Annotated in this window: 25 protein-coding genes; 17 read left to right on the forward strand and 8 right to left on the reverse strand. The window is 71.8% G+C overall.

From position 1 onward, the window contains the following. Nucleotides 1–57 precede the first annotated feature (57 nt). Genes sqr through HZF07_RS21555 form a run of 3 tightly spaced genes read left to right on the forward strand, consistent with a single transcriptional unit; the run spans nucleotide 58 to nucleotide 2,163 of the window. Complete coding sequence (gene sqr / locus HZF07_RS21545; protein WP_157344381.1) at nucleotides 58–1,317, forward strand: type III sulfide quinone reductase, selenoprotein subtype; 1,260 nt, start codon at nucleotides 58–60, stop codon at nucleotides 1,315–1,317. A 1-nt stretch (nucleotide 1,318) separates the two neighbouring features. Beyond that, the gene (locus HZF07_RS21550; RefSeq protein ID WP_157344383.1) at nucleotides 1,319–1,633 is read left to right on the forward strand and encodes a TusE/DsrC/DsvC family sulfur relay protein; all 315 of its coding nucleotides are present in this window, start codon (nucleotides 1,319–1,321) and stop codon (nucleotides 1,631–1,633) included. A 20-nt stretch (nucleotides 1,634–1,653) separates the two neighbouring features. Next, complete coding sequence (locus tag HZF07_RS21555) at nucleotides 1,654–2,163, forward strand: DsrE/DsrF/DrsH-like family protein (RefSeq protein ID WP_157344385.1); 510 nt, start codon at nucleotides 1,654–1,656, stop codon at nucleotides 2,161–2,163. A gap of 165 nt (nucleotides 2,164–2,328) precedes the next feature. On the opposite strand, the gene HZF07_RS21560 is transcribed toward HZF07_RS21555, so the two are convergent. Then, nucleotides 2,329–2,961, reverse strand: a complete 633-nt coding sequence (locus tag HZF07_RS21560) for a hemerythrin domain-containing protein (RefSeq protein WP_157344387.1) — start codon at nucleotides 2,959–2,961, stop codon at nucleotides 2,329–2,331. A 9-nt stretch (nucleotides 2,962–2,970) separates the two neighbouring features. Here HZF07_RS21560 and HZF07_RS21565 point away from each other — a divergent pair, with 9 nt between their 5' ends. From HZF07_RS21565 to paaK, 4 genes are read left to right on the forward strand one after another with little or no spacing between them, the layout of a single operon-like run. Further along, nucleotides 2,971–4,125 (forward strand): alpha-hydroxy-acid oxidizing protein, encoded by a 1,155-nt coding sequence (locus tag HZF07_RS21565; RefSeq protein ID WP_181645479.1) that lies wholly within the window; start codon nucleotides 2,971–2,973, stop codon nucleotides 4,123–4,125. Nucleotides 4,126–4,127: 2 nt separating this feature from the next. Further along, nucleotides 4,128–4,862 carry a dienelactone hydrolase family protein gene (locus HZF07_RS21570; protein ID WP_157344389.1) on the forward strand — a complete coding sequence of 245 codons (735 nt, stop codon included), beginning with the start codon at nucleotides 4,128–4,130 and terminating at the stop codon, nucleotides 4,860–4,862. Nucleotides 4,863–4,881: 19 nt separating this feature from the next. Beyond that, nucleotides 4,882–5,298 (forward strand): hydroxyphenylacetyl-CoA thioesterase PaaI, encoded by a 417-nt coding sequence (gene paaI / locus HZF07_RS21575; RefSeq protein ID WP_309504887.1) that lies wholly within the window; start codon nucleotides 4,882–4,884, stop codon nucleotides 5,296–5,298. Continuing rightward, complete coding sequence (gene paaK, locus HZF07_RS21580; protein ID WP_309504888.1) at nucleotides 5,295–6,566, forward strand: phenylacetate--CoA ligase PaaK; 1,272 nt, start codon at nucleotides 5,295–5,297, stop codon at nucleotides 6,564–6,566. The genes paaI and paaK overlap by 4 nt, the downstream gene beginning before the upstream one ends. A gap of 19 nt (nucleotides 6,567–6,585) precedes the next feature. On the opposite strand, the gene HZF07_RS21585 is transcribed toward paaK, so the two are convergent. After that, a complete protein-coding gene (locus HZF07_RS21585) occupies nucleotides 6,586–7,467 on the reverse strand; it encodes an alpha/beta hydrolase family protein (protein ID WP_157344391.1) in 882 nt (293 codons plus the stop codon). A 61-nt stretch (nucleotides 7,468–7,528) separates the two neighbouring features. Between HZF07_RS21585 and HZF07_RS21590 the strand changes: the two genes are divergently transcribed. Continuing rightward, nucleotides 7,529–8,029 carry a MarR family winged helix-turn-helix transcriptional regulator gene (locus tag HZF07_RS21590; RefSeq protein ID WP_157344393.1) on the forward strand — a complete coding sequence of 167 codons (501 nt, stop codon included), beginning with the start codon at nucleotides 7,529–7,531 and terminating at the stop codon, nucleotides 8,027–8,029. Here HZF07_RS21590 and HZF07_RS21595 read toward each other — a convergent pair. After that, on the reverse strand, nucleotides 7,992–8,858 hold the full coding sequence (locus HZF07_RS21595; protein ID WP_181645480.1) for a crotonase/enoyl-CoA hydratase family protein: 867 nt from the start codon (nucleotides 8,856–8,858) through the stop codon (nucleotides 7,992–7,994). The two genes, HZF07_RS21590 and HZF07_RS21595, sit on opposite strands and share 38 nt — an antisense overlap. Next, complete coding sequence (locus tag HZF07_RS21600; protein WP_157344395.1) at nucleotides 8,855–10,111, reverse strand: LCP family protein; 1,257 nt, start codon at nucleotides 10,109–10,111, stop codon at nucleotides 8,855–8,857. The genes HZF07_RS21595 and HZF07_RS21600 overlap by 4 nt, the downstream gene beginning before the upstream one ends. 136 nt (nucleotides 10,112–10,247) lie before the next feature. Between HZF07_RS21600 and HZF07_RS21605 the strand changes: the two genes are divergently transcribed. The 8 genes from HZF07_RS21605 (at nucleotide 10,248) to HZF07_RS21640 (ending at nucleotide 21,732) form a co-directional block, all read left to right on the forward strand. Next, nucleotides 10,248–11,687: an LCP family protein gene (locus HZF07_RS21605; RefSeq protein WP_157344397.1), complete on the forward strand. Its 1,440-nt coding sequence runs from the start codon at nucleotides 10,248–10,250 to the stop codon at nucleotides 11,685–11,687. A 25-nt stretch (nucleotides 11,688–11,712) separates the two neighbouring features. Beyond that, nucleotides 11,713–12,660: a glycosyltransferase family 2 protein gene (locus tag HZF07_RS21610; protein ID WP_181645481.1), complete on the forward strand. Its 948-nt coding sequence runs from the start codon at nucleotides 11,713–11,715 to the stop codon at nucleotides 12,658–12,660. After that, a complete protein-coding gene (locus tag HZF07_RS21615; RefSeq protein ID WP_181645482.1) occupies nucleotides 12,657–13,556 on the forward strand; it encodes a glycosyltransferase family 2 protein in 900 nt (299 codons plus the stop codon). Before HZF07_RS21610 ends, HZF07_RS21615 begins: the two co-directional genes overlap by 4 nt. 6 nt (nucleotides 13,557–13,562) lie before the next feature. Beyond that, nucleotides 13,563–14,750 (forward strand): UDP-galactopyranose mutase, encoded by a 1,188-nt coding sequence (glf, locus tag HZF07_RS21620; protein WP_181645483.1) that lies wholly within the window; start codon nucleotides 13,563–13,565, stop codon nucleotides 14,748–14,750. Continuing rightward, nucleotides 14,747–16,768: a glycosyltransferase gene (locus tag HZF07_RS21625; protein ID WP_309504889.1), complete on the forward strand. Its 2,022-nt coding sequence runs from the start codon at nucleotides 14,747–14,749 to the stop codon at nucleotides 16,766–16,768. Before glf ends, HZF07_RS21625 begins: the two co-directional genes overlap by 4 nt. Beyond that, nucleotides 16,761–17,705 carry an ABC transporter permease gene (locus HZF07_RS21630; protein WP_157344400.1) on the forward strand — a complete coding sequence of 315 codons (945 nt, stop codon included), beginning with the start codon at nucleotides 16,761–16,763 and terminating at the stop codon, nucleotides 17,703–17,705. The genes HZF07_RS21625 and HZF07_RS21630 overlap by 8 nt, the downstream gene beginning before the upstream one ends. Then, the gene (locus tag HZF07_RS21635; protein WP_157344402.1) at nucleotides 17,705–18,490 is read left to right on the forward strand and encodes an ABC transporter ATP-binding protein; all 786 of its coding nucleotides are present in this window, start codon (nucleotides 17,705–17,707) and stop codon (nucleotides 18,488–18,490) included. The genes HZF07_RS21630 and HZF07_RS21635 overlap by 1 nt, the downstream gene beginning before the upstream one ends. A gap of 416 nt (nucleotides 18,491–18,906) precedes the next feature. Then, nucleotides 18,907–21,732 (forward strand): FG-GAP-like repeat-containing protein, encoded by a 2,826-nt coding sequence (locus HZF07_RS21640; RefSeq protein WP_157344404.1) that lies wholly within the window; start codon nucleotides 18,907–18,909, stop codon nucleotides 21,730–21,732. Between the two features lie 40 nt (nucleotides 21,733–21,772). On the opposite strand, the gene HZF07_RS21645 is transcribed toward HZF07_RS21640, so the two are convergent. Next, a complete protein-coding gene (locus tag HZF07_RS21645; protein ID WP_181645484.1) occupies nucleotides 21,773–22,495 on the reverse strand; it encodes a TIGR03089 family protein in 723 nt (240 codons plus the stop codon). A 17-nt stretch (nucleotides 22,496–22,512) separates the two neighbouring features. On the opposite strand from HZF07_RS21645, the gene HZF07_RS21650 reads away from it, so the two are divergent. Further along, on the forward strand, nucleotides 22,513–23,598 hold the full coding sequence (locus tag HZF07_RS21650; RefSeq protein ID WP_157344406.1) for a mannose-1-phosphate guanylyltransferase: 1,086 nt from the start codon (nucleotides 22,513–22,515) through the stop codon (nucleotides 23,596–23,598). Here HZF07_RS21650 and HZF07_RS21655 read toward each other — a convergent pair. The 3 genes from HZF07_RS21655 to cofD form a co-directional block, all read right to left on the reverse strand. After that, on the reverse strand, nucleotides 23,591–24,343 hold the full coding sequence (locus tag HZF07_RS21655; RefSeq protein WP_181645485.1) for a DUF3105 domain-containing protein: 753 nt from the start codon (nucleotides 24,341–24,343) through the stop codon (nucleotides 23,591–23,593). The genes HZF07_RS21650 and HZF07_RS21655 overlap by 8 nt on opposite strands. A 76-nt stretch (nucleotides 24,344–24,419) precedes the next feature. Then, nucleotides 24,420–25,385 (reverse strand): coenzyme F420-0:L-glutamate ligase, encoded by a 966-nt coding sequence (locus tag HZF07_RS21660; RefSeq protein ID WP_181645486.1) that lies wholly within the window; start codon nucleotides 25,383–25,385, stop codon nucleotides 24,420–24,422. Next, entirely contained in the window at nucleotides 25,382–26,395 is a 1,014-nt protein-coding gene (gene cofD / locus HZF07_RS21665; protein WP_157344408.1) for a 2-phospho-L-lactate transferase, read from the reverse strand. Before cofD ends, HZF07_RS21660 begins: the two co-directional genes overlap by 4 nt. Between the last annotated feature and the right edge of the window lie 33 nt (nucleotides 26,396–26,428).

The following is a 26,428-nucleotide window of genomic DNA, read 5'->3' on the forward strand; positions in this document are numbered from 1 at the left end:
CTGTCGATGGATACCCCCGGGGGTTAGCGTCGAGGTGTAGCGAGAGGCAGGAGAGCCATGAGGCACCTCGTCATCCTGGGCGCCGGCACGGCCGGGACCATGATCGCCAACAAGTTGCGGCATCGTCTTGACCGCATCGAGTGGAGCATCACCGTCGTCGACCGCGACGACGAGCACCACTATCAGCCCGGCTACCTGTTCCTGCCCTTCGGCGGCTACTCCCGAAAGCAGGTCGTCAGGTCACGACACGCGTTCCTCCCCGCGGGGGTGGACTTCGTCGTCGGCATGATCGACAGGGTCGTGGCCGACGAGAACGTCGTCCTCCTCGAGGACGGTCGTCGACTGCCGTACGACCAGCTGGTCATTGCCACCGGCACGACCCCGCGCCCGGACCAGACGCCCGGCATGCTGGGCACGGAGTGGCGGCGAAGCATCTTCGACTTCTACACGCTCGAGGGCGCAGAGGCGCTGGCCGGAGCGCTCACCCGATTCGACAGCGGCAGACTCGTCGTGCACATCACCGAAATGCCGATCAAGTGCCCGGTCGCGCCCCTCGAGTTCACCTTCCTCGTCGAGGCCTGGCTGCGTGAGCGGGGGATTCGCGACCGGGTCGAGCTCGTCTACGTGACGCCGCTGGACGGGGCGTTCACCAAGCCGGTCGCCTCAGCGCAACTGGGTGGGATGCTCGAGGAGCGCAAGGTGCACGTAGAGACCGACTTCCTGGTCGAGCGCATCGACACAGAGCGGAAGGTGCTCGTCTCCTACGACGAGCGCGAGGTCCCGTTCGACCTGCTGGTGACGATCCCGCTGAACATGGGTGCCGACTTCGTCGCCCGATCCGGGCTCGGCGACGAGCTCAACTATGTGCCCGTGGACAAGCACACCCAACTCTCCCCGGAGTTCAAGAACATCTTCGCCATCGGGGACGCCAGCGACATCCCCGCGTCCAAAGCCGGCTCGGTCGCGCACTTCTCGGTCGAGATCTTCGTCGACAACTTCCTCGAGCACATCGCCGGCCGACCGATGACCGGGGCCTTCGACGGGCACGCGAACTGTTTCGTGGAGGCCGGCGACGACAAGGCGCTGCTGATCGACTTCAACTACGACACCGAGCCCTTGACGGGCAAGTACCCCTTCCCGGTCGTCGGCCCGATGGACCTGCTGAAGGCGACCCGCGTCAACCACCTCGGGAAGCTCGCATTCCGGTGGATCTACTGGAACGTCCTGCTCCCCGGTCGTCCGGTCCCGCTCCCGGCCCTGATGTCGATGACCGGGAAGCACGTTCCCGAGCCCGAACCAGACCAGCAGGAGGCCTGAGATGTCCACCACCACGATCGACGGTCACGAGATCCACGTCGACGACGAGGGTTTCATGACCCAGTACGACGAGTGGAGCGAAGATCTGGGCACCGTGCTCGCCGCGCAGATCGGCATCGAGATGAGCGAAGAGCACTGGAATGCGATCCGCTTCCTGCGTCGCGACTTCCCCGAGAACGGCGAGACCGCAACGCTGCGTCGGGTGGCGACCGTCGGAGGGATCCCGACCAAGCAGCTGTTCGTGCTCTTCCCGAAGAAGCCGGCCACGAAGATGGCCTACATCGCCGGGCTGCCCAAGCCCCGCGGATGCGTGTGAACCGAGCAAGGAGACCAGCCATGTCCACCACCGCAACCACACCGGTCGTCCCGTCCTTCGGCGAGGACGAGAGCGGTCGCAAGCTCGCCATCATCTGTTCCAAGGGCAACTTGGACATGGCCTACCCCGGGCTGATCCTGGCCAATGCCGCTCTCGGGGAGGGCGTCGAGACGCACCTGTTCTTCACGTTTTGGGGCTTCGACATGATCAACAAGAAGACGATGGGCGACCTGAAGTTCACGATGCTCGGCAACACTGCGACCCACATGCCGCAGGGCCTCGGAGGCCTCCCCGGGATGACGGCGATGGCCACGCACCAGATGAAGAAGTCGATCGAGGAAATCGGTGTACCCGAGGTGCCTGAGTTCCTCCAGCAGATCGTCGACTCGGGTGGCCACCTGTGGGCCTGCCGGATGTCGGCCGACATGCAGCATCTGGAGGCCGAGGATCTCTACGACGAGGTCGAGGCGATCATCAGTGCCTCTGACTTCATCGAGAAGACCGACGGGGCGCAACTCCTCTTCATCTAGATGCTCGGGTCGAAGGCTGCCCTCGGTCCTGATCGAGCTGTTTGCGCAGTCAGCGCTGTGACAGATGGTCCTCAGACCGCCCCGATCTACGAGGGCACCAACCAGGTGCAGCGGATCGTGATGGCCCGCCAGCTGCTCGCAGGCATCCAGCGCCAGATCTGAGGCTCACGCCCAGGTCGGCGCGATCTCGCGGCGGTAGTGGCGTCCCCGGACGCGGCTGAGGACGAAGACGACCGGCGCGGGGATCTCGCTCCGCAGCTTGGCCATCGTCTCCGGGTCGGCACCGTCCTGGAGCCAGGCCAGGAAGGTGCCCAGGTTCTCGGGGTGCGCCTTGCGCACCGCCTTCTGGGCGGCCTTCCACGCCTCGGTGTCCCGGTAGGCGTGGGCGATCGGCTCGAGGTCGCGCTCCTCGTGGTCGAGGTGGGTGACCAGGACCGTGCGCAGCCGGGCCAGGCCGGCGTGCGCCGCCTCGGCGTTCGCCCGCGTCGGCGCGGCGACGAACGCTGCCATCAGCGCGTCGGCCGCGGCGAGCGCCTCCTGCATGGCCTCGTGCTCGCCCTCGAGGGCACCGATCAGACCCGGCTCGGCGCCCGCGCCGGCCAGCGCGGGGAAGAAGATCGTCTCCTCGTCCTCGTGGTGGTGGTGCAGCTGGGTCGTGAAGTTGTCCCACGCGACCGCGAGCTGGTCCGCCCGCGCCCGGGAGTCCGCAGGGAACGTCGCGAGCGCGTCCTCGAAGCGGCTGAGGTCGCGGCGGAACGCGGCGTGGATGACGGTGTTCATGGTCGTGTGCTCAGGCATGATGCTCCCGTGGCGTACGGCGACTACCAGATCGAAATCTACTTCCAGGCGCTGTCGGGTGTCTTGCCTCGGATGCCCTTCGACCACGCGGACCTGGAGCGGGACGCCCTGGCGGCGCTGCCGCCCGAGCTGCGCACCTACGTCGCGGGCGGCTCGGGTGACGAGGCGACCCAGCGCGCCAACGTCGAGGCGTTCCAGCGCTGGGCCGTGGTGCCGCGGATGCTGACCAGGTCCGCCGAGCGCGACCTGTCCGTCGAGCTCTTCGGCAAGACGCTGCCGACGCCGCTGATGATGGCGCCGGTCGGCGTGATCGGCCTGTGCACGCCCGACGGGCACGGCGACATCGCGACCGCACAGGCATCCGCTCAGACCGGCGTGCCGATGATCGCCTCGACGCTGATGAACGACCCGCTCGAGGACGTCGTGGCGCACACCGGCGACACCCCGTCGTACTTCCAGCTCTACACGCCCAAGGACCGCGACCTCGCCGCCAGCCTCGTGCAGCGAGCGGAGCAGGCGGGCTACGACGGCATCGTGGTCACGCTCGACACCTGGCTCCCGGGCTGGCGGCCGCGCGACCTCGCCAGCGGCAACTTCCCCCAGCTGCGCAACAAGGCGCTCGCCAACTACAGCTCCGACCCGGTCTTCCAGGCGATGACCGGGCCCGACCCCGACCCGGGCACGGTCGTCCTCACCTGGGCCGGCACGTTCGGCAACCCGCTCTCGTGGGACGACCTCGCGTGGCTGCGCTCGCTGACCGACCTGCCGCTGCTGCTCAAGGGCATCTGCCACCCCGACGACGCGAAGCGTGCGCTCGACAACGGGGTCGACGGCATCTACTGCTCCAACCACGGCGGCCGGCAGGCCAACGGCGGTGGCTCCGCGCTGCAGTGGCTGCCCGACGTCGTCGCGGCCGCCGATGGCGCGCCGGTGATCTTCGACTCCGGAGTGCGCTCGGGTGCCGACGTGGTCAAGGCGCTGGCCCTCGGCGCCACCGCCGTCGCGATCGGGCGCCCGTACGTCTACGGCCTCGCGCTCGGCGGCGTGCCCGGAGCCGTGCACGTGCTCCGGTCGCTGCTCGCCGAGGCCGACCTGATCATGGCCGTCGACGGCTACCCGACGGTCGCGGACCTGGTCCCGGACACCCTGCGCCGGGTGCTCTGAGCATGCGCGCGACCGTCGACGTCGAGACCGCCGACGGCACCGCCGAGGCCTACCTCACCGGCGAGCCGGGCGACCCCGGCGTGCTGCTCTACATGGACGCGATCGGGCTGCGGCCGCAGATCCAGGAGATGGCGGACCGGATCGCGGCGTGGGGGTACGTCGTGCTCGCGCCGCACGTGTTCTACCGCGAGGGCCGAGCCGCCGACTTCGTGCCGACCACCGACCTCCGGCGGCCCGCGGAGCGCGAGCGGTTTTTCGCCGGCGGGGTCATGGACCGGGTCCACCGGCTGACCCCGGAGCTCGCCGAGCGCGATGCCGCGGCCTGGGTCGCGGCGCTCCAGCAGCACGCCGGCGCCGGGCCGATCGGGGTCACCGGCTACTGCATGGGCGCCCGGCTCGCCGTGCGCACCGCCGGCTGGCACCCCGGCACGGTCGTCGCCGTAGGCGGCTTCCACGGCGGTGGCCTCGTGACCGACGCCCCCGACAGCCCGCACCGCTCGATCGCGGCGTCGACCGCGGACTACGCCTTCGGGCACGCCGACCAGGACCCCGGCATGCCGATCGAGGCCGTCGCTGCTCTCGAGGAGACGCTCCAGCAGGCGGGCCGCCCGCACGTCAACGAGATCTACGCGGGCGCCGCGCACGGCTTCACGATGGCCGACACGTCGGTCTACGACGAGTCGGCCACCGAGCGGCACTTCGACGAGCTCCGCACGCTGCTCGACCGGACGCTCTGACCCTCCTACCGTGGGCCGGGTGACCCCGGAGGAGATCGCCCGCGCGAGCGCCCGTGCGATGTGGACCGACGACCACGCGAGCCAGGCGCTCGGCATGAGCATCGACGCGGTGGGGCCGGGGACGGCGACCCTGCGGATGACCGTGCGCGACGACATGGTCAACGGCCACGCGATCGGCCACGGGGGACTGACCTTCACGCTGGCGGACTCGGCGTTCGCCTTCGCGTGCAACTCCTACAACCGCCGCACCGTGGCGGCCGGCGCAGAGATCCGGTTCCGCACGCCCACCCGCGCCGGGGACGTGCTGGTCGCCCGCGCCGTCGAGCGGGAGCGTGACGACCGCGACGGCACCTACGACGTCACCGTCACCGCCGGCGACACGGTCGTGGCGACGTTCGTCGGCCGCAGCCGCGAGATCGGCGGGGCGTTCTGGTGAGCGGAGAGATCCCCGCCCTGGACCGGGCCGAGCTCGAGGCGCTCCAGCTCGATCGACTGCGCGCGACGCTGCGCGCGGCGTACGAGGGCGTGCCGCACTACCACCGGGCCTTCCACGAGGCGGGCGTGCGGCCCGACGACCTGGGGTCGCTCGCCGACCTGGCTCGGTTCCCGTTCACGACGAAGGCCGACCTGCGCGCCAACTACCCCTTCGGGATGTTCGCGGTGCCGCGCGAGCAGGTGGCGCGGGTGCACGCGAGCAGCGGCACGACCGGCCGGCCGACCGTCGTCGGCTACACGCAGGCCGACCTCGACACCTGGTCGGAGGTGATGGCGCGGTCGATCCGCGCCGCGGGCGGCCGGCCGGGCGACCTCGTGCACGTCGCCTACGGCTACGGGCTCTTCACCGGAGGCCTCGGCGCGCACTACGGCGCCGAGCGGCTCGGCTGCACGGTGGTGCCCGTCAGCGGCGGCATGACCGAGCGGCAGGTCCAGCTGATCGTCGACTTCGGGCCGCGGGTGATCATGGTGACGCCGTCGTACTTCCTCGCGATCCTCGACGAGATGGACCGCCAGGGGGTCGACCCGCGGTCGACGACGCTGGAGGTCGGGATCTTCGGCGCCGAGCCGTGGACCGATGAGATGCGGCGCGCGGTCGAGGAGCGGTCGGGGATCCGCGCGGTCGACATCTACGGGCTGTCGGAGGTGATGGGCCCGGGCGTCTCCCAGGAGTCCGGCGAGACCCAGGACGGCCTGCACGTCTGGGAGGACCACTTCCTGCCCGAGGTGGTGGACCCGGTGACGCTGGAGCCGGTGGCCGACGGCGAGCGCGGCGAGCTGGTGTTCACCTCGCTCACCAAGCAGGCGATGCCGGTGGTGCGCTACCGCACCCGCGACCTGACCCGCCTGCTGCCCGGCACGGCCTACCCCGCGTTCCGGCGGATGGAGAAGGTCACCGGCCGCACCGACGACATGATGATCGTGCGGGGCGTCAACGTCTTCCCGAGCCAGGTCGAGGAGCAGATCCTCGCCATCGAGGGGCTCACCCCGCACTACCTCTGCGTGCTGACCCGTCCCGGCAGCCTCGACGAGCTCACCGTGCAGGTCGAGGCCGCGTCGACGTCGTACGACGCCGCGCTGGGCGCCCGCCTCGAGGAGCGGATCAAGCAGCGGATCGGCGTCACCGCCCGGGTCGAGGTGCTCGCGCCGCACGCGCTGGAGCGCTCGCTGGGCAAGGCCAAGCGGATCAGCGACCAGCGGCCGCGCTGAGCGCAGGGGATGTGCCTCCTCAGGGGTTCGGACCGCGCCGGATCCAGGCCAGCAGCTCCTTGCCGAAGGGCAGCGGCACGCCGTCGTAGTCGTGGAGGAGCTCGTAGCCGTGGCCGTCGTCGGGCACCACGAGTCGGCTGCCCGCCGGGGCGCGCCGGACGATGGCGCGGGCGCGGGCCACGTCGTCCGGGCCCTCCTGCTCGGCCATCGCCACCAGCGCCGGCACCCGCAGCGCTCGCCCGCCGTGAGCGACCTCGATGCCGGGCCAGTCGACGGGCCCGGAGAGGTCGGCCACGGCGCTCACCCCGTCCAGGACGGCGCCGCTCATCAGCGCCACGCTGCCGCCCATCGAGGCGCCGACCACCACCACGCGCCGGGCTCCCAGCTCGCGCCGGGCATGCTCGACCGCCACGCGCACGGGCTCCGTCTGGTCGGCGTCGGTGAAGCGTCCGTCGCTGACGCCACGGCACGCGGACGCGCCGTACCGGCACAGGTCGACGACGAGAGCCGCGACGCCGGCGTCCGCCAGCTGCCGGGCGTAGGGGAGCCAGCCGCACAGACCGCCGCCGTCGGTCTGGTGCAGCAGCACCGCGACGGTGCGGCCGCTCCCGGCGAGCGCCGAGGGCACCGCGCCGACCGCTCGGTCGCGCAGCACACGGTAGTGCCAGCGCGCGGCGGTGACCTCCGGTGGTTGGGGGCCGCAGCGAGCGAGCGGGCCGTCGATCGTCTGCCACGGCACCGCGGTGGGCGACGGCGTCGCAGCGGTCGTCGGGGACGCCACCTCGCGGTCGCCGCGATCGTCCGCGCCGGAGCGTGAACACGCTGCCCCCAGCGGGACCGCGAGGAGGAGCAGGGTCGAGAGGAGAAGGCGGAGGCGGGTGGTGCGGGAGGGCCGAGGCATGCCGGGAGAATAGTACGAGTTCGTACTAGATGGCCACGGTCGGGCGTGCCAGACTGCGCCCATGACGACGTCCGAGCGGCAGGTCGGTGTGAGCGACGGCAACGTCGTCCTCGACCTCTTCGTGCTCCAGCAGCGCATCGCCGAGCTCATGGAGCTGGCGCTCGACGGCACCGACGTCCGCCCGGCCGAGTACGCCGTCTACAGCCAGCTCGGCATCGCTCCCATGACCCCTCGGGACCTGGGGGCGCGGCTCGGCGTCACCCCCTCGACCATGACCGGCCACCTGGCCGCTCTCGCACGGCGCGGGCACGTGCGCAAGGTGGCGCAGGCGGAGGACCGGCGCTCCTACCGGGTCGAGCTGACGGCCTCCGGCCGGCGGACGCTGGAGATCTGCCGGACGGGCTTCCGGGCGATGCTCGCCCGGCTGGAGACGGGGCTGCCGGTCCCCGCGTCCGAGGTCCGCGCCGTGCTGGCCGGGGTCGAGCGGACGGCCGCGGGAGTCGCTGCCGACCTCAGGGCGGAGGTCAGAAGACCTCAGGCAGCTGCGAGGCCCGGCCGGTGAACCGCGGACTCCGCTTCTCGAGGAACGCGGCCACGCCCTCCTTGCCGTCGCCGATCGACTGCCAGTACATCGCCAGCGAGTCCGAGAGGTGCGCCTCGAGCGGCTCGGCTGCCGCGCTGTTGCGGTAGAGCAGCCGCTTGGCCAGGCCGAGGGCGGCGGGGGAGCGGTCGACGACGAAGGACCGCGCGAGCTCCTGCGCCGCGGGCAGCAGGTCGTCGGGCTCGTGCACGCTGCGCACCAGCCGTCCGGCGAGCGCCGCGTCGGCGTCGAGGATCTCGGCGGAGTAGACCCACTCCAGCGCCTGCTGGATGCCGACGATGCGCGGGAGGAACCACGTCGACGCCGCCTCCGGCACGATGCCGAGGCGACCGAAGACGAACCCGATGCGCGCCTTCGTCGACGCGAGCCGCAGGTCCATCGCGAGCGTCATCGTCGCCCCGATGCCGACGGCGGGCCCGTTGATCGCGGCGATGACCGGCTTGGGCAGCGCGTGGATCGCGAGCGTGACCTTGCCGCCGGTGTCGCGGACGCCCTCGTCGTACGGCGCCTCGTCGTACGACGCGCGGAACTCGGCGACGCTCGGGCGGAGGCCCTCGTCGAGGCCGAAGACGTTGCCGGTGGCGTTGAGGTCCATGCCGGCGCAGAACGCCCGCCCGGCGCCGGTGACGACGACGGCGCGGACCGACTCGTCCCACGCGTCCTCACGGAAGAACCGCACGAGCTCGCCGGCCATGGTCAGGTCGAAGGCGTTGAGGTGGTCGGGCCGGTGCAGCGTCAGCGTGCCGACACCGTCCGGGTCGACCTCCCAGCGGAGGGTCTCGTAGGTCACGAGATCCCGCCGTCGGCCTGGCAGAGGGCCTTGGGCATGTCGCCGACGGTGTCCTTGCGGATGTGGCCGAACATCCGCTCCGACCGCTCCTCGTCCCAGCGCACCTCGAGGCTGGCCAGCGGGACGACGCAGCTGAGATCGACGTGGGTCATCGCCATCGCCCAGCGGCCGGCCTGCACCGGGCCCATGCCCTCACCGAAGGCGAAGAAGTCCGGCACGGCGCTGACCAGCCGCCAGTAGCGCACCGGGTTGATGAACGTCCACGGCGAGAGCACCGCGTCGCCGACGGCGGCGACCACCTCGCGCTGGTGCTTGACCCGCGCGATGTCGCCGATGCCCGAGGTGTGCCGGGAGCGGGAGTAGGCCAGCGCCGTCTTACCGTCGGCCTCCTGGCAGCCCTTCTTGACGTCGAGCCCCGCGAGCGGGTCCTTCATGGCGGTCTCGGGACAGATCTCGATCCCGCCGACCGCGTCGACGACCCCGGCGACCCCGCCGAGCCCGATCTCGACGTAGTCGTCGATGCGGATGCCGGTGTTCTGCTCGACGGTGCGCACCAGCAGCTTCGGGCCGCCGTAGGCGTAGGCGGCGTTGATCTTGGACGTGCCCCGGCCCGGGATGTCGACGATGGAGTCGCGCGGGAGCGACATGAGGAGGTTCGGGCCGTCGCCGGTGTGCAGGACCATGATCGTGTCGGCGAGGTGGCTGCCGGAGTTGCCGGTGGCGAGCTCCTTGCGCTCCTCCTTGCTCAGGCCGGCGCGTGAGTCGCTGCCGACCATGAGGTACGTCGTGCCCGGCTGGTCGGCGGGACGGTCGCCCTCGGGCTCCCACTCGACCTTCTCGACCTTGCCCCACACGTAGAGCGGCACCACCACGAGGTAGGCGACCCACAGCAGCAGGAGGACCAGCACGATCCGCAGCCAGCGGCGGACGCCGCCGCGACGGCGGGGCCGGCGCGGACGCCGCCCGCCGGGGTCGCCCGGGGTCGGCGCGAGCGGGGGCGGCGTCGGCGGCGTGCCGGCCGACTGCGCCGCCGCGGGGGCGGACGCCGAGGAGGGGCGGGACATGGTGGGCATCATCCGGGTCTCGTCGGGCCGCGGCGGGCGCGGGGGGCCGTCGCTGGTGCTCGGGGACGGGCTCGGCGAGGCGGGCTGGCCGCCCTGCGGGCCGGGTCGGCCGGGTTGGCCGCCGTACAACCAGTGGTACTCCGGCGTGCCCTCCGCGGGGCCGTCCTCGCCGCGGGGACGCTCGTTCATGCCCGCGACGGTACCGGGTGTGCCCGCGTGGCTCGGGATCGCCCGGCGCGTCGTGCGCGGTGTGGCGGTTGTGACTGGTGATACTGACGAGGCACCACCCCTTCCCCGTTCGACTCTCCCGGAGAGAGGCTCATCGATGCCGCCCGCCCCTTCCCCCGGGTCGCAGACCGCCCGCGTGACCGTCGCCGAGCGCGCCGCCCGCGTGCGCTTCCGCCGCGCCGTCGCGCTGATGCTGATGACGCTGGTGCTGCCGGGGTCGGCGCAGCTGGTCGCGGGCAACCGCCGGGTCGGCATCATCGCGCTGCGGATCTGGGCCGGGCTGGTCGTGACCTTCGTGGTCGGGCTGGTGGTCGGGGTGGTCTGGCACGAGCTCTTCCTCTGGCTCGCCTTCGACACCGGTGCGCTGCTGTGGCTGCGGCTGCTGCTGACCGGGCTCGCGATCGGCTGGGCCCTGCTGTTCTTCGACGCCTGGCGGCTGGGCCAGCCCCTCACGCTGACGATGCCGCACCGCCGCGCCGCGATCGGCGTCCACGGCGTGCTCTGCTTCTCGATCGCCGCCTGCCTGCTGTTCGGCGCGCACCTGGTCGGCGTCCAGCGCTCGTTCATCCTCGCGATGTCCGGCGACGGCGAGGCCACCGGAGCCCACGACGGTCGCTACAACGTGCTGCTGCTCGGCGGCGACGCCGGCGCCGGACGCTGGGGCCTGCGCCCCGACTCGATGACGGTCGCGAGCATCGACGCCGACACCGGCCGCACGGTGCTGGTGTCGCTGCCGCGCAACATGCAGAACTTCCCCTTCCGCAAGGGCTCGGTCATGGAGGAGCAGTTCCCCGACGGGTTCGACGCCGACTACCTCAACGGCGTGAGCACCTGGGCGATGGACAACACCGAGCTCTTCCCCGACTCCGACCACCCCGGCGTGGACGCGACGATCTCGGCGGTCGAGGGCATCACCGGGCTGAAGATCAACTACTGGGTGATGGTGAACCTCGAGGGCTTCAAGGACCTCGTCGACGCGGTCGGCGGCGTCACGCTCAACGTGCGTCAGCCCATCCCGGTGGGCGGCCTCGGCAGCGACGTCACCGGCTACATCCAGCCCGGCGTACGCAAGCTCGACGGCCACGACACCCTGTGGTTCGCGCGCGCCCGTGACGACTCGGACGACTACTCCCGGATGGCGCGGCAGAAGTGCGTGATGAGCGCGATGCTCCGCCAGGTCAGCCCGCAGTCCGCGCTCACCAACTTCGCCGACATCGCGAAGGCCAGCTCCGACATGGTGTCGACGAGCGTGCCCGCGAGCGAGTTCGGCGACTTCCTCCAGCTCGCGCTCAAGGCCCGCAGCCAGAAGGTGTCGACGCTGTCGCTGGTGCCGCCGATGATCAACACCGCCCACCCCGACATCAAGCTCGTCAGGAGCAAGGTCGCGCGGGCCATCGACCGCGCCGAGGGCGACGCCCCGGCCGGGTCGGGCACGAAGGCCCACGCCGACGGCGAGACCGTCACCGGCGGCTCGCTCGGCTCCCTGAGCACCGGGTACGCCGCCAACGAGTCCGACGACCTCGACGCGGCCTGCTGACAGGTCCGCCTCTAGGGTGGTCGCCGTGCCCGACCAGCCCGACGTACGCCGCATCGCCGCGGTCGTCGTCACCCACAACCGGCTGGGCCTGCTCCAACGGCTGCTGGAGCGGCTCGACCAGGTGCCGGGACTGACCGAGGTGCTGGTGGTCGACAACGCCTCGACCGACGGCACAGGGGAGTGGCTGGCCGGTCTGGCCGACCGCGACGCCGGGGACGACCACCGCACCGTGCCGGTGCTGGGCCGGACGCTCGCCATCAACAGCGGCGGCGCCGGTGGCTTCCACGACGGCCTGGAGTGGGCGATGGAGCGGGGCGCGGACCTGGCCTGGCTGATGGACGACGACGGTCTGCCCGAGGCCGGCTGCCTCACTCGGCTGCTGGCCGAGCCCGACCTGGACTTCTGGGGTCCGCTCGTGGTCGACGAGGGCGACCCCGACCGGCTGGTCTTCCCGATCCGCCTGCCCGGCGGCACCCGCGTGGTGCACCGCCTGGCCGACGTCGAGCGCGCCGCGGTCGACGGCCGGATCGAGGGCATCGTGATCCCGTTCAACGGCGTGCTCGTCACCCGCGACCTGGTGGAGCGGATCGGGCTGCCGCGCGCGGAGTTCTTCATCTGGGGCGACGACCACGAGTACCGTCTGCGCGCCGAGGCGGCCGGCGCCCGGATCGCCACGGTCGTCGCCGCCCGCGTCGAGCACCCGTCGGTCGGCGACCTCGGGACGCCGATGATGTTCGGGCGCACGACGTACAACCACAGCCCGAGCGAGCTCAAGGCCTACTGCATGGCGCGCAACAACACCGTCAACCTCCGCGACTACCGCGGCTGGCCGCACGTGCTGCTCTTCTGGCTCAAGACCGTCTGGTTCTACCTGCTCACCCGCCGCGAGCCGGGTCGGATCGCGCTGAGCGCACGGGCGGCGTACGCCGGGCTGCGCGGCGACTTCACCGGGCACCGGAGGTACCTGCGGTGAGCGAGTCCGTCGCCGTGGTGGTGGTGACCTACAACCGCGCCGACCTCCTCGAGCGGATGCTCGCCGGGTTGGCCGCGCTCGACCCCGCGCCGGACGCGGTCATCGTCGTCGACAACGCCAGCACCGACCACACGCCCGCCGTGCTGGCCGCCTGCGAGATCGCGGGCCTGGAGGTCCTCCGTACGGCCGACAACCTCGGTGGCGCCGGCGGGTTCCACCACGGCGTGCGCGAGGCCTACGCCCGCGGCTTCGACCGGATCTGGCTGATGGACGACGACGTCGTCCCGGCGACCGACTGCCTGGGCGTGCTGCTCGCCGAGGACGCGGACTGCCTGATGGCGGTCCGCGAGGACGTCGCCGGCCGGCTCGTCGAGAAGGCGGCCACCCGCTTCGACCTGCGCAACCCGCTGGCGATCCGTCCGAAGACCGGCATGGTCGAGACGGCGTACGGCGAGCGCAGCCGGATGCCCGCCCGGGTCGAGATCGAGAACGTCGCCTTCGAGGGCTTCATGGTCCGGCGCCGCGTCATCGACGTGATCGGGCTGCCCGACCCGTCGTACTTCATCTTCTACGACGACGTGGACTTCGCCCTGCGCGCCCGCCGCGCCGGCTTCACGATCTGGGCGGTGCGCGACGCCGTGCTGGTGCGCCAGCTCGACTTCGACCAGCAGCACGACCTGAGCGGCTGGAAGGGCTACTACATGTACCGCAACCTCTTCGCGGTGCACCTCCGGTACGGCGAGAACGCGCTGGTCAGGCTCAAGCCGTGGCTGATCACCGCGGCGGTCGTGCTGCTGAGCCCGCTGCGCGGCGGGCGGCGCGAGGCCGCCAATGTGATCCGCGCCATGCGCGACGCGCGCGGAATGCGGTCCGTGCCCACCCGATCCGTAGACTGACCCATCGTGTCAACCCCTTCCTCTGGCCCTGATCTGGTCGTCGTCGGCTCCGGCTTCTTCGGCCTCACCATCGCCGAGCGCTGCGCCTCGGAGCTGGGCCTGAAGGTGCTCGTGCTGGAGCGCCGCCACCACATCGGGGGCAACGCCTACTCCGAGTTCGACGAGGAGACCGGCATCGAGGTGCACGTCTACGGGACGCACCTCTTCCACACCTCCAACAAGAAGGTGTGGGACTACGTCAACCGGTTCACCGACTTCACGGCGTACCAGCACCGGGTGTTCGGCCGCTACCAGGGCCAGGTCTACTCCCTGCCGATGAACCTGGGGCTGATCAACCAGTTCTTCGGCAAGAGCCACACCCCCGACGAGGCGCGCGCGCTGATCGCCGAGCAGGCCAGCGAGATCGACACCAAGGACGCGCAGAACCTCGAGGAGAAGGCGATCAGCCTGATCGGCCGCCCGCTCTACGAGGCGTTCATCAAGGGCTACACCGCCAAGCAGTGGCAGACCGACCCCAAGGAGTTGTCGGCCGACATCATCACGCGGCTGCCGGTGCGCTACACCTTCGACAACCGCTACTTCAACGACACCTACGAGGGCCTGCCGGTCGACGGCTACACCGCGTGGCTGGAGCGGATGGCGGAGCACCCCGGCATCGAGGTCCGCCTCGACACCGACTTCTTCGACGTCATCGACGAGTTCAAGGGCCGGGTCCCGATCGTCTACACCGGTCCGGTCGACGAGTACTTCCACCACTCCGAGGGCCGCCTCTCGTGGCGCACCATCGACCTCGAGCGCGAGACCGTCGACGTCGACGACTACCAGGGCACCGGCGTCGTCAACGCCAACGACGAGGACGTGCCGCACACCCGCACCCTCGAGTTCAAGCACCTGCACCCCGAGCGCACCTACCTGCCCGGCAAGTCGGTCGTCGTCCACGAGTACTCCCGCTTCGCGGAGGAGGGCGACGAGCCCTACTACCCGGTCAACACCGCCGAGGACCGCGAGAAGCTGCTCCGCTACCGCGAGCTCGCCAAGCAGGAGCCGATGGTGCTCTTCGGCGGCCGGCTCGGCACCTACAAGTACCTCGACATGCACATGGCGATCGGCTCGGCGCTGTCGATGTTCGAGAACAAGCTGCGGCCGCACTTCGCCGAGGGTGCGCCGCTCACCAGCGGAGGAGTCGACGAGTGAGCCCCTCGAAGCAGGCGACCGTACGCCGCGTCCTGATGCGGCAGATCATGCCGGTCGACCGGGACCTGGACGTCCTCCCGCTCTACGTCGACCCCGACCCGGCCGTGCTCGACGCCGACAAGTACAACGTCGGCGGTGACAAGGGCGCCAAGGAGCTCAACAAGGCGTCCCTGCGGCAGTCGGTGAGCTCGGGCTCGACCATCGACCCGGACCAGATCGTCGACCGCCACGCCGTGTGCGTCCGCCGGGGCGACCGGCTCTCCTTCGGCAGCTACTTCAACGCGTTCCCCGCGTCGTACTGGCGGCGCTGGACGATCGTCGAGCAGGTTCGGCTGAGCGTCGAGCTCCAGGGCCGCGGCGCCAGCGTCACCGTCTACCGCTCGATGGCCAACGGCCGCTCCCAGCGGGTCGAGTCGCAGCAGGTCGCGGACGGCGCCACCGGCGGCACGTTCGTCTTCGACCTCCCGCTGCGCCCGTTCGCCGACGGCGGCTGGTACTGGTACGACGTCACCGCGGGCGACGAGGACGCCGTCGTCACCGCCACCTGGGATGCCGAGGTGCCCGCCGAGCGCGGTCAGTCCGGCACCGTCACCGTCACGATCACGACGATGAACCGGCCGGACTTCTGCTCCGACCTGATCACCCAGCTCGGCTCCGAGGACGAGGTGCTCGAGATCCTCGACACCGTCCTCGTCGTCGACCAGGGCACCGACAAGGTCCGCGGTGCCCCGGGCTTCGCGGCCGCCGAGAAGTCGCTCGACGGCCGGTTGCGCGTCATCGACCAGGGCAACCTCGGCGGCTCCGGCGGCTACGCCCGCGGACAGCTCGAGACCGTCAAGGCCGGCGCGTCGACGTACGCGCTGATGATGGACGACGACGTCGTCTGCGAGCCGCAGAGCCTGCTGCGCGCGGTCGCCTTCGGCGACCTCGCCCGCCGTCCCACGATCGTGGGCGGCCACATGTTCAGCCTCTACTCACGCTCGCGGCTGCACAGCTTCGGCGAGATCATCCAGGCCTGGCGCTGGTGGTGGATGTCGCCCGAGCACGTGCTCTCGGAGTGGGACTTCGCCGCCCGCAACCTGCGCTCGACGCGCTGGCTGCACCGCCGCGTCGACGTGGACTTCAACGGCTGGTTCATGTGCCTGATCCCGCGACAGGTCCTCGAGGAGGTCGGCCTCTCGCTCCCGGTCTTCATCAAGTGGGACGACAGCGAGTTCGGCGTCCGGGCCAAGCGCGCGGGCTACCCGACGGTGACCTTCCCGGGCGCCGCCGTCTGGCACGTGCCGTGGACCGACAAGAACGACGCGCTCGACTGGCAGGCCTACTTCCACCAGCGCAACCGGCTGATCGCGGCGCTGCTGCACTCGCCGTACAAGCACGGCGGCCGCGTGCTGCAGGAGAGCGTCAACCACAGCATCGCGCACCTGGTGTCGATGCAGTACTCCACCGCCGAGCTGCGCCAGCTGGCGATCGAGGACGTGCTGGCCGGCCCCGACGGGCTGCACGCCGCGCTGCCGAACCGGCTCGCCGAGGTCAACGCGTTCCGCAAGCAGTACGCCGACGCCCAGCTCCAGCCCGACCCGGACGCGTTCCCGCCGGTCCGGCGCAAGCCGTCGCGCCGCGGGCACGCCGAGCTCGAGGTGCCCAGCAAGAAGTCGCAGCTCATCCAGGCCGGCCTGATGCCGCTGCGTCAGCTGCGCAAGCCGCGCGCCCTCTCGCGGGAGTTCCCGGAGGCGGAGATCGCCGCGATGGACGCCAAGTGGTACCGCATCGCCCGCTACGACTCGGCGGTCGTCTCGATGCCCGACCAGACGTCGGCGGCGCTCTACACTCGGGATCCTGAGCTGTACCGCGACCTGTTGAAGCGGATCGCCGACCTGCACCTCAAGCTGTACCGACGCTGGCCCGAGCTGGCCGCCGAGTACCGCGAGAAGCTGCCCCAGATCACCTCGCCCGAGGCGTGGGAGGAGACCTTCCGACCGTGGACCGAGCAGAAGTCCGAGGGTGCTGATGACTGACGTCACCGCGCCCCCCGCCGGGCGGCGCCGCCAGCCGCCGGTGAAGACCCCGCTCGAGGAGCGGCCGATCCGCGACGTCGAGGCGCCCCTCAGCTCGCCGTCGGCGACGACGGGCCTCCTCGAGGTCTTCCGCCGGCACTACCTGCTCCGGCTGCTGGTCCGTCGCGAGATCAGTGCGCGCTACCAGGGATCGTTCCTCGGGCTGCTGTGGTCCTACATCAACCCGCTCAGCCAGTTCGTCATCTACTACTTCGTGATGGGCGTGATCTTCGGCCTGCACCAGGGCGTGGAGAACTTCGCGATCCACATGTTCTGCGGCATCGTGATCGTCCACTTCTTCAACGAGACGTTCAGTGCCGGCACCCGCTCGATCGTGCGCAACAAGTCGCTGGTGCAGAAGATGGCGATGCCCCGGGAGATGTTCCCGGTCGCCTCGATGCTGGTCTCGGCCTACCACCTCATCCCCGAGCTGGTGATCCTGGTGATCGTCGGTGCCCTGCTGGGCTGGACGCCGACCATGGCGGGTATGGCGGCGATGGTGGCGTCGCTGGTGATCTGCATGGTGCTCGGCACGGGCCTGGCGCTGATGTTCGCGACCGCGAACGTCTTCTTCCGCGACGTCGGCAACTTCGTCTCGATCATCACGAACTTCGTCCGCTTCGGCGTGCCGATGATGTACCCGTACACGATGGTCCAGGACCGGTTCGGCGAGTTCGCCGAGCTGTACCTCTGGAACCCGATCTCGGTCGCGGTGCTGCTGTTCCAGGAGGCGTTCTGGGTCGGCACCACGAAGGACCCGGCGGCGACCGCGGCGTCCAACCTGCCTGCGGACCTGTGGTCCTACACCGCCATCGGCATCCTGATGAGCCTGGTCGTGCTCGCCATCGGCCAGCTCGTCTTTAGCCGGACCGAGAACCGCATCCCGGAGCGCCTCTGATGACCCGCCCTGCCTCGATCGTCGTCGACCACGCGACGAAGAACTTCACGCTGCGCTACCACCGCACGTTCAAGCAGATGGCGATGGCGGCGATCAAGCGCCAGGACATCAGCGACGAGTTCAAGGCCGTCGACGACGTCTCCTTCACGATCCAGCAGGGCGAGTCCGTGGGCCTGATGGGCCTCAACGGCTCCGGCAAGTCCACGCTGCTCAAGCTCATCAACGGCATCATGAAGCCCGAGAGTGGCACCGTGCAGACGCGGGGCCGGATCGCAGGGCTGATCGCCACCGGCGCCGGCTTCCACCAGCAGCTCACCGGCCGCGAGAACATCTACCTCAACGCCGCCGTCCTCGGCATGACCGAGTCCGAGACCCGGCGCAAGTTCGACGACATCGTCGAGTTCGCGGACGTCGGCCGGCATCTCGACTCGCCCGTCGGCCACTACTCCTCGGGCATGTTCTCCCGGCTCGGCTTCGCGGTCGCGATCCACGTCGACTCCGACATCTTCCTCGCCGACGAGGTGCTCGCGGTGGGGGACAAGCCCTTCAAGCAGAAGTGCATGCAGAAGATGGCGGAGATCCGCGACGGTGGCCGCACCCTGGTCTACGTCAGCCACGCCGCCGCCTCCGTCCGCAAGATGTGTGACCGCGTGATCGTCCTCGAGTCCGGGAAGGTCGGCTTCGACGGCGACGTCGAGGAGGGCATCCGCTACGTCCGCTACGAGGCGGACGAGGACCAGGAAGAGCTCGAGAACGAGGACGAGGAGCTCGGCGCGGACATCTAGCGAAGCTAGATAAGCGCCGAGGCGGCGAGCGCCGACTCGACGCCCCACGGCCCTGTGCGTCCGCGCCGCCCTGATGCGGGCAGTTCGCGCCGACTCGGCGTACGTACGCGGGCAGTTCGCGCCGACTCGGCGTACCTGCGGCCTGTCGCCGCGGCCGCCGACGCGTCGCACCTGACCTGAGCGCTCCGGTGGGGCGGGCTGCGCGACCGCTGGGTCAGGTGCGACGACGAGTGCCGCGGCCCGCGAGCGACGCCCCGAATTACAACCGTGGAGTTTCTTGACAAATCTCGCGAACACCGGCGTGTCGAGTGGAAATTACAGTCTTGTAGTTACTCACGAACCCTTCCGTGCCCGCTGTGACGCGTGTGAAAGTTGCTGTCCCGTGTGAACTTCCCCCGCACCGGAGCAGCCTCTTCATGCCACCCAGCCAGATCCGTTTCGTCACCCTGTGCCAGCAGCTGCTGGCGCTCGCGGTGGTGCTCGCCGTGCTCACGCCGGCCGCGAGCGTGATCAGTCTCGACGTCGCCCACGAGGGTCCCCAGGCGACCGGCGCCGAGGCGCCGGTGACCGACATCTCGGCGGCGCTCCGGGCGTACTCGCGGGAGCTGGGCCGCACCTCGAACGTGCCCGACCACGTGGTCGAGCCGAGCGTGGCGGAGCACGTCCTGACGGCTCCGCGGGCCGCCCGCGCGGCGCGCAGCAAGGCGGACGCGGTGGCCGCCGGCCGGTCCGTCACCAGCGCCCCCGAGCCGGTCGTCGGGTACGGCGCCGTGGGCGTCACCTGGGCGCCGGGCACGGTCGTCGACGAGGCAGACCTGCGCGTCCAGGTGCGGTCGCGCACGGCGGGCACGTGGTCGGGCTGGATGGACGTCGACTACGACGCGGAGCACGGACCCACCCCCGGGAGCGCGGAGGCGCGGCACGCCCGCCCGGGCACCGACGCGCTGCTCGTCGGTGACGTCGACGACGTCCAAGTCAAGGTCACGACGGCGGAGGAGTCGCTGCCGGCCGACCTGCGGTTCGCCGTGGTCGACCCGGGCGCCGAGGGCCGCACCAGCCGCCAGGGCCCCGCCCTCGAGACGGGCGCCGGCGAGGCGGCCGGGGACGAGGACGGCGACGAGGACGGCGACATCGCGCTGCGCGCCGCGACGTACACCCCGCGGCCGGAGATCTACTCCCGCGCCCAGTGGGGCGCCGACGAGTCGATCCGTGACGCGAGCTCGCTGCGCTACTTCGAGGTGCACGCCGGCTTCGTGCACCACACCGTCAACGCCAACAACTACACGCGCGACGAGGTGCCGGCGATCATCCGCGGCATCTACGCGTACCACACCAAGAGCCGTGGCTGGTCCGACATCGGCTACAACTACCTCGTCGACCGGTTCGGCCGGATCTGGGAGGGCCGCTTCGGCGGCATCGACCGCCCGGTCGTCGGCGCGCACACGCTCGACTACAACGACTACGCCTTCGCGATGTCGGCGATCGGCAACTACGACACCCAGCAGCCCACGAGCGCGATGGTCCAGGCGTACGGCGCGCTCTTCGCCTGGAAGCTGTCGCTGCACGGCATCGACGCCTCCTCGACGAGCCAGGTCGTCGGGCCGAGCACCTTCTCGGCGATCAACGGGCACCGCGACGCGGCGGCGACCGCGTGCCCGGGCCGCTACCTCTACGCCCGCCTCGGTGACATCCGCCGGCTCGCCGCCGAGGCGCAGCGCGGCTGGGCCGGCCGGGAGCTGGAGTCCGACCTCGCCGGCGACGACCACCCGGACCTCGTCGTGCGCCGGGCCAGCGACGGCCAGGCGTTCGTGATCCCGACCGGAGGTCTCACGGCCTTCGGCCCGAGCAGCACCGCGGCCACGGGCCTCCCGTCCCGCAGCGCCGCGGTGGTCTCGCCCGACCTGACCGGCGACGGCCAGGCGGACCTGCTGGTGCGGCTCGGCGACGGCACCGCCCAGGTCCGGCCCGGCACCGGGGCCGGGACCTTCGGCGAGCCCGCCGGCGCGGTGCTCAGGCGGTTCGCCGACCACACGCTGCTGACCGCCGTCGGCGACGTCAACGGCGACCACCGCAACGACCTGGTCGCCCGGCGCGCCGACAACCGCCGCCTCGACGTGTTCCTCGGCCGCGGCAACGGCACCTTCAAGGTCCGCCACCTGCCGAACAGCTGGGGCGGGTACGACCTGGTCGCCGCCGCCGGCGACCAGACCGGCGACGGCCGCGACGACGTCGTCGCCCGCGACCGCACGGGCCGGCTGTGGCTGCACCCCGGCGCCCGGGGCGGCAGGCTCGGCACCCGCACCGCGGTCGCCGGGTCCTTCGGCGGCTACTCAGCGATCACCGGGCACGGCGACGTCACCGGCGACGGCCGGGCCGACCTGGTGCTGCGCCGCACGGCCGGCCGGGCGGCGTACGTCCTCCCCGCGCGCGGCGACGGCGGATTCGGCCACGTGCTCGGACCCGTCCCCGGGCTCGGCTCGCTCGGCACGCTGGTCGGTGTGGCACAGGTCGCCGGCGACGGCACGGCCGACCTGGTCTTCCGGTCCGGCAGTTCCCTCGTGCTCCGCACCAACCGCGGCACCACCGAGACCCGCGCCCCGGTCGCCACCGGCATCGACGCCTCCGGCGCGGTGGCCCTCTTCAACGCCGGCGACTGGGACCGCGACGGGTTCGGCGACGTCATCACCCAGAACCGCAAGGGCGCCCTGCACCTGCGCCGCGGTGACGGCTCCGGGCGGTTCGCCGCGCCGGTGCGGATCGGCACCGGCTTCTCGAATGTCCGGCTGCTGGCCGCTGCCGGCGACGTCACGGGCGACGGCTGGCCGGACCTGATGGGCCAGCCGCGCGGAGGCGGCATCCGGATCTACCCCGGCGCGGGCCTCTCCGGCCTGGCGCCGAGCTACGTCGCGCACCGGGCCATCAAGGCCGCGCAGCAGGTCCCGGTGGGCCGCTGGAACTCCGACGGCGCCCCGGACTCGCTGTTCGTGCGCGGCTCGAAGCCGCTGCTCTACGCCGGCAACGGCCCGGGCGGCCTCACCGGCAAGGGCCGGACGCTCGACCTGGACCTCACGCCGTACGACTGGGTGGTCGGCGTCAGCGACGTCGGGGTGGTCGGCCACGCCGACCTCGTCGTGCGCGAGAAGGCGACCGGCTACCTGTGGCTGATCCCCGGCACGGCGACGGGGTTCGGCAAGCGCCGCTTCCTGGCCGAGGGGATGGGGGGCTACGACCTGGCGGGGTGACCCGCACGAACGATCAACGACGAATGGTGCGGTCGGTCGCTCAAGGGAAGCGGACCGTGGCGCGCTCGGCGGTGAAGATCGCCTGGAGCCGTTCCGGTCCGGAGTGGACGACCAGCACCAGCGAGCCGCCCGTCACGAGCGGCTCGGTGGCGGTGGCGATCGCCGGTGGGGAAGCCGGGTTCGCCGTCGTCAGGAGGCGGCCGCCGCCGGGCAAGACCCGCCCGGCGGCGGCCGCGGCCCACATCTCGCCCTGGGTCTGGTCACCGAAGGACCCCGCCGTCGCCGCGTCGTCCGGACCGGGCGGGTCCCAGGCCCCGAACGCGTCGGGCTGCGACCAGATCTCCACCCCGACGTCGTGGACGCCGGCCGGCAGCGGCTCGGCGAACCGCACGCCGAGCGGCAGCAGCGAGCAGGCCAGCACCGGCAGGTCCGGGGCCAGCCCCGCCCACCGCTCCAGAGCCGCGGGACCGCACACGACCGCGTCCGGCTCGTCGTCAGGTCCGACGACCGCCAGCCCCACGGTCCAGGCCGCGCCGAGGAACACCGGGCCGAGCCAGTGCGCGGGCAGGTCGATGCACAGCCGCTGCCCGCGCTCGAGGCCGTGCTCGTCGGCGAGGAGGCCGGAGGCCTTCGCCACCCAGTTCGCGTACGTCGTCACCGAGAGCTCCACCCGCTCGCCGGTCGCCTCGTCGTAGAACGTGACCAGTGGCCGGCCCGGCTCGGAGCGCAGCTGGCGGGCCAGTACCTCGGCGTACGTCGTCACCTCGATAGCCTCCCACCATGTCCTCGATCGACCACTTCTGGGCCGTGATCCCCGCAGGCGGAGCCGGCACCCGCCTCTGGCCGCTGTCCCGGTCCTCGGCCCCGAAGTTCCTCCACGACCTGTCCGGCAGCGGGCGCACCCTGCTCCAGGAGACCCGAGACCGGCTCGCGCCGCTGGCCGAGGACCGGATCGTCGTGGTCACGGGCGAGCCGCACCGCGAGGCGGTGCTGGCCCAGCTCACCGAGCTCGCCGCCGACTCGGTGGTCGCGGAGCCCGCCCCGCGCGACTCGATGGCCGCGATCGGGCTCGCGGCGGCGCTGCTGGAGCGGCGCGACCCGGACGCCGTGATGGGCTCCTTCGCCGCCGACCACGTCGTCGCCGACCCCGAGGCCTTCCGTGACGCCGTACGCCGGGCTGTCGCGGCCGCGCGCGAGGACTGGCTCGTCACGCTCGGCATCGAGCCGACCTTCCCGTCCTCGGCGTTCGGCTACGTCCACGTCGGGGATCCGCTGCCGGGCCTCGAGGGCGCGTCAGCGGTGCGCGAGTTCGTGGAGAAGCCGTCGGTCGCGACCGCCGAGGCGTACCTCGCGACCGGCAGCTACCGCTGGAACGCGGGCATGTTCGTGGTCCGTCCCACCGTGCTGCTCGACCTGCTGCACCAGTGGCACCCGGAGTTCGCCGACGCGCTGCGCGCGATCGCCGCCGAGCCGGCGCGGCTCGCCGAGCTGTGGCCGACGCTGCCGAAGATCGCCGTCGACCACGCGGTCGCCGAGCCCGCGGCCGACGCGGGCCGGGTGGCCGTCGTGCCGTCGTCGTTCCCGTGGGAGGACATCGGCGACTTCGACGCGCTGGCGACCCTGCTGTCCCGCGGGCAGGACGAGGCCGGGCCCGTGGTGCTCGGCGACCCGTCGATGGTGCTGTCGGTCGACAGCACCGGTCTGGTCGTGCCGTCCGCGGGCCGGGTCGTCGCGGTCGTCGGGCTCGACGACGTGGTCGTCGTCGACACCCCGGACGCGCTGCTGGTCACGACCCGGGCGCGGGCGCAGGAGGTCAAGCAGGTCGTGGCCGCCCTGAAGGACGGCGGCCGCGACCAGCTCACATAGCGTCGGGCTCGGGGGAGTCGAAGTAGGGGTACTTCTTGACGAAGTCCTCGACGGCCTCGCCGCTGGGCGCCGAGCAGTACTGCCAGACGCCGACCTGCTTGGTGGTGTCGGTCTCGCCGACACCACCGGCGGACCAGTGGGTCAGCGCGACGTGCTGACCCTCGGGGAACGTGCCCTCGTCGTCGTCGCTCTTCTGCCACGGCGCGGCGATGAACTTGTCGCGCAGCGAGTCGCCGTCGAACTTCTCGGCGATCGCCTGGACGTCGGCGAGCGCGTCGTCGTCGTCCGCGATGGTCTCGTCGTACCAGAGGATCGTGTAGCCGTGCTCGAGGTTGTGCACGAGCGCCTCGATCTCGGGGCGGTCCTCGGTCGTGTAGAACTTGCGCGCGAACGGCGCGGGCGCGACGCCGGCCTCGTTCCAGTGCTTGCCGAAGGCCGGGGGAGAGTCGGGGTAGTCGACCTCGGTGCCGACCGGCACGTGCTCCTGGTTGCCCTCGGCCTTCTTGGTGGTGATCTTCTCGCACGCCGAGGCTGCGGAGCCGAGGTCGGCGAGCGCGGTGTTGGAGAGCTCGCGCTCGTCGAGCTTGTCCTTGATGATCGGGACGGCGGCGATGCCGACGATCGCGAGGGCGACGAGGACGCAGACCACCACGATCACCGTGCCGCGACGGCGCTCGGCGCTCTTCTGCTTCTTGCGCATCTGCTCGATGACCGCCTGGCGGTCGGTCTTGGCGGTCTTGGCCACGGTCGCGTTCCTCGGTCGTGCGATGGGTCGGTCAGCGGCAGAGTCTACGGGTGTGACCCAGGTCGCCCGCCGCCGGTCACGAACTATGGTCCGGGCGCAGCCGGACCTCGCTCGGGTTGTCGGTCTGGTGCACCGTCCAGCCGTGGGCGAAGGCGAGCGCGCCGAGCGCTCGCGCGAGGCCACGCGGGTGGGTGACGGCCAGGCCGGCGCCGCCGACGCCGGTCGGCGACGCGTGCAGGCCGATGACGTCGCGGATCGCCGCCGTGAGCTCCGCCGCCGTGCCGGGCGCCCCGAACGAGCGCCGGTCCGAGGGGTCGCCCTTGAGTGCGCGGACGACGGCCTCGCGGGCGCCGAACCCGAAGAGGTCGCCGTCCTCGGGACGGATCAGGGCCGCGGCGCCGGGCCCGTGCTCGCCGGGCGGCAGCACCAGGTCGGCGCGGCCGCGGATCACGGTGAACGGGCGGCCGCCGAGCTTCCCGGTCGCCAGCTCCGCGGTGCCGGCGAGCTCGTCGGCGACCGCGGGCAGGGTGACGGCCAGCTCGTTGCCGTGCGCGTCGAGGCGACCGGCGTACTGCTCGGCGACGACGAGCCCCGCCGCGCCGATGGCGATGTCGGTCTGACCCTCGCGCCACGCCCGCCCCGCCGTGTCGCTCACGATGACCGCGACGTTGGCGCCCACGCGGCGGAGCAGCTGCTCGCGCAGCACCCGCGCGGAGGCGTCGGGATCGACCGGCAGCAGCACCACGTTGCCGAGGGGGACGTTGGAGTTGTCGACGCCGGCCGCCGCCATCGTCAGTCCGAGGTGGTTGCGCACGATCGAGGTCTGGCCGCGGCGGGCGACGACCCGCACGGTCTCGGCGGCGATCGCGTCCTCGCGGTCGCCGCGGCGCATCCGGCCCTCGGCCTTGCTCACGGCCTTGCTCGTGACCACGACGACGTCGCCGTCGGCGGGGGTCGTGACGTCGAGCAGCAGCGTCGCGAGGTCGTCGCCGCGGCCGATCTCCGGCACGCCGTCAGGGGCCTCGACCTCGAGCCGGGTCACCGCGCGACCAGCTCGATCGCAGCAGCCGCCATCGCGGCGGTCGCGTCGACGTCGGTCATCATCAGCGGCACGGCGCGGCAGGGGAGGCCGCCTCCGGTCACCCGCTCGACCTGGTCGGCGTCCACCTCGTCGACCAGCCAGCCGTCGAGGACGCCGCCCGCGGAGCGCGCGCCGTAGTGCAGGCCGACCCCGGCGGCGCTGACCTCGACGCCGATCGAGGTCAGCATCTGCTCGGCCATGCCACGGACGTGGGTGCCGCCGACGATGGGGGAGAGGCCGACGACGGGCGCCTGCGTCGCGACCAGCGCCTCGCGGACCCGGGGCACGCCGAGGATCGTGCCGACCGAGACGACCGGGTTGGAGGGCGGCAGCACCACGAGGTCGGCGTCGGTGATCGCGTCGATGACGCCGGGGCCGGGCGTGGCGTCGTCGAGGCCGACGACCACGACCGCCTCGGCCGGCACCTGGGCCCGCAGCCGCACCCAGTACTCCTGGAAGTGCACCACCCGGCGGCCGCTCGGGGAGTCGGGGTCGGCGATCGCGACGTGGGTCTCGACCCGGTCGTCGGTCATCGGCAGCAGGGTCACGCCCGCCCCGAACACCGGAGCCAGCCAGCGGCGGCAGAGCGCCTCGGTCACCTGGGAGAGCGGGTAGCCGGCGTCGAGCATCTGGGTGCGCACCAGGTGGGTGGCGATGTCGCGGTCGCCGAGGCCGAACCAGGTCGGCTCCACGCCGTACGCCGCCAGCTCGTCCTTCGTCGACCACGTCTCGTCCCGCCGACCCCAGCCGCGCTCGGGGTCGATGCCGTCGCCGAGCGTGTACATGACCGTGTCGAGGTCGGGGCACACCTTGAGCCCGTGGACCCAGAGGTCGTCGGCGGTGTTCGCCACGACCGTCACCCGCGCGTCGTCCGCGACCCCGGGCAGCCGGCCGGTCGTGACGCCGTGGAGCAGCCCCTGGAGGAAGCGGGCGCCGCCCATGCCACCCGACAGCACGGTGATGTTCTGCATGCGGATACCTTGCCGCACCGGAGTTCCTCAGCC

Origin of the sequence: Nocardioides agri (genome assembly GCF_013778305.1) — a bacterium.
Classification (GTDB): domain Bacteria; phylum Actinomycetota; class Actinomycetes; order Propionibacteriales; family Nocardioidaceae; genus Nocardioides; species Nocardioides agri.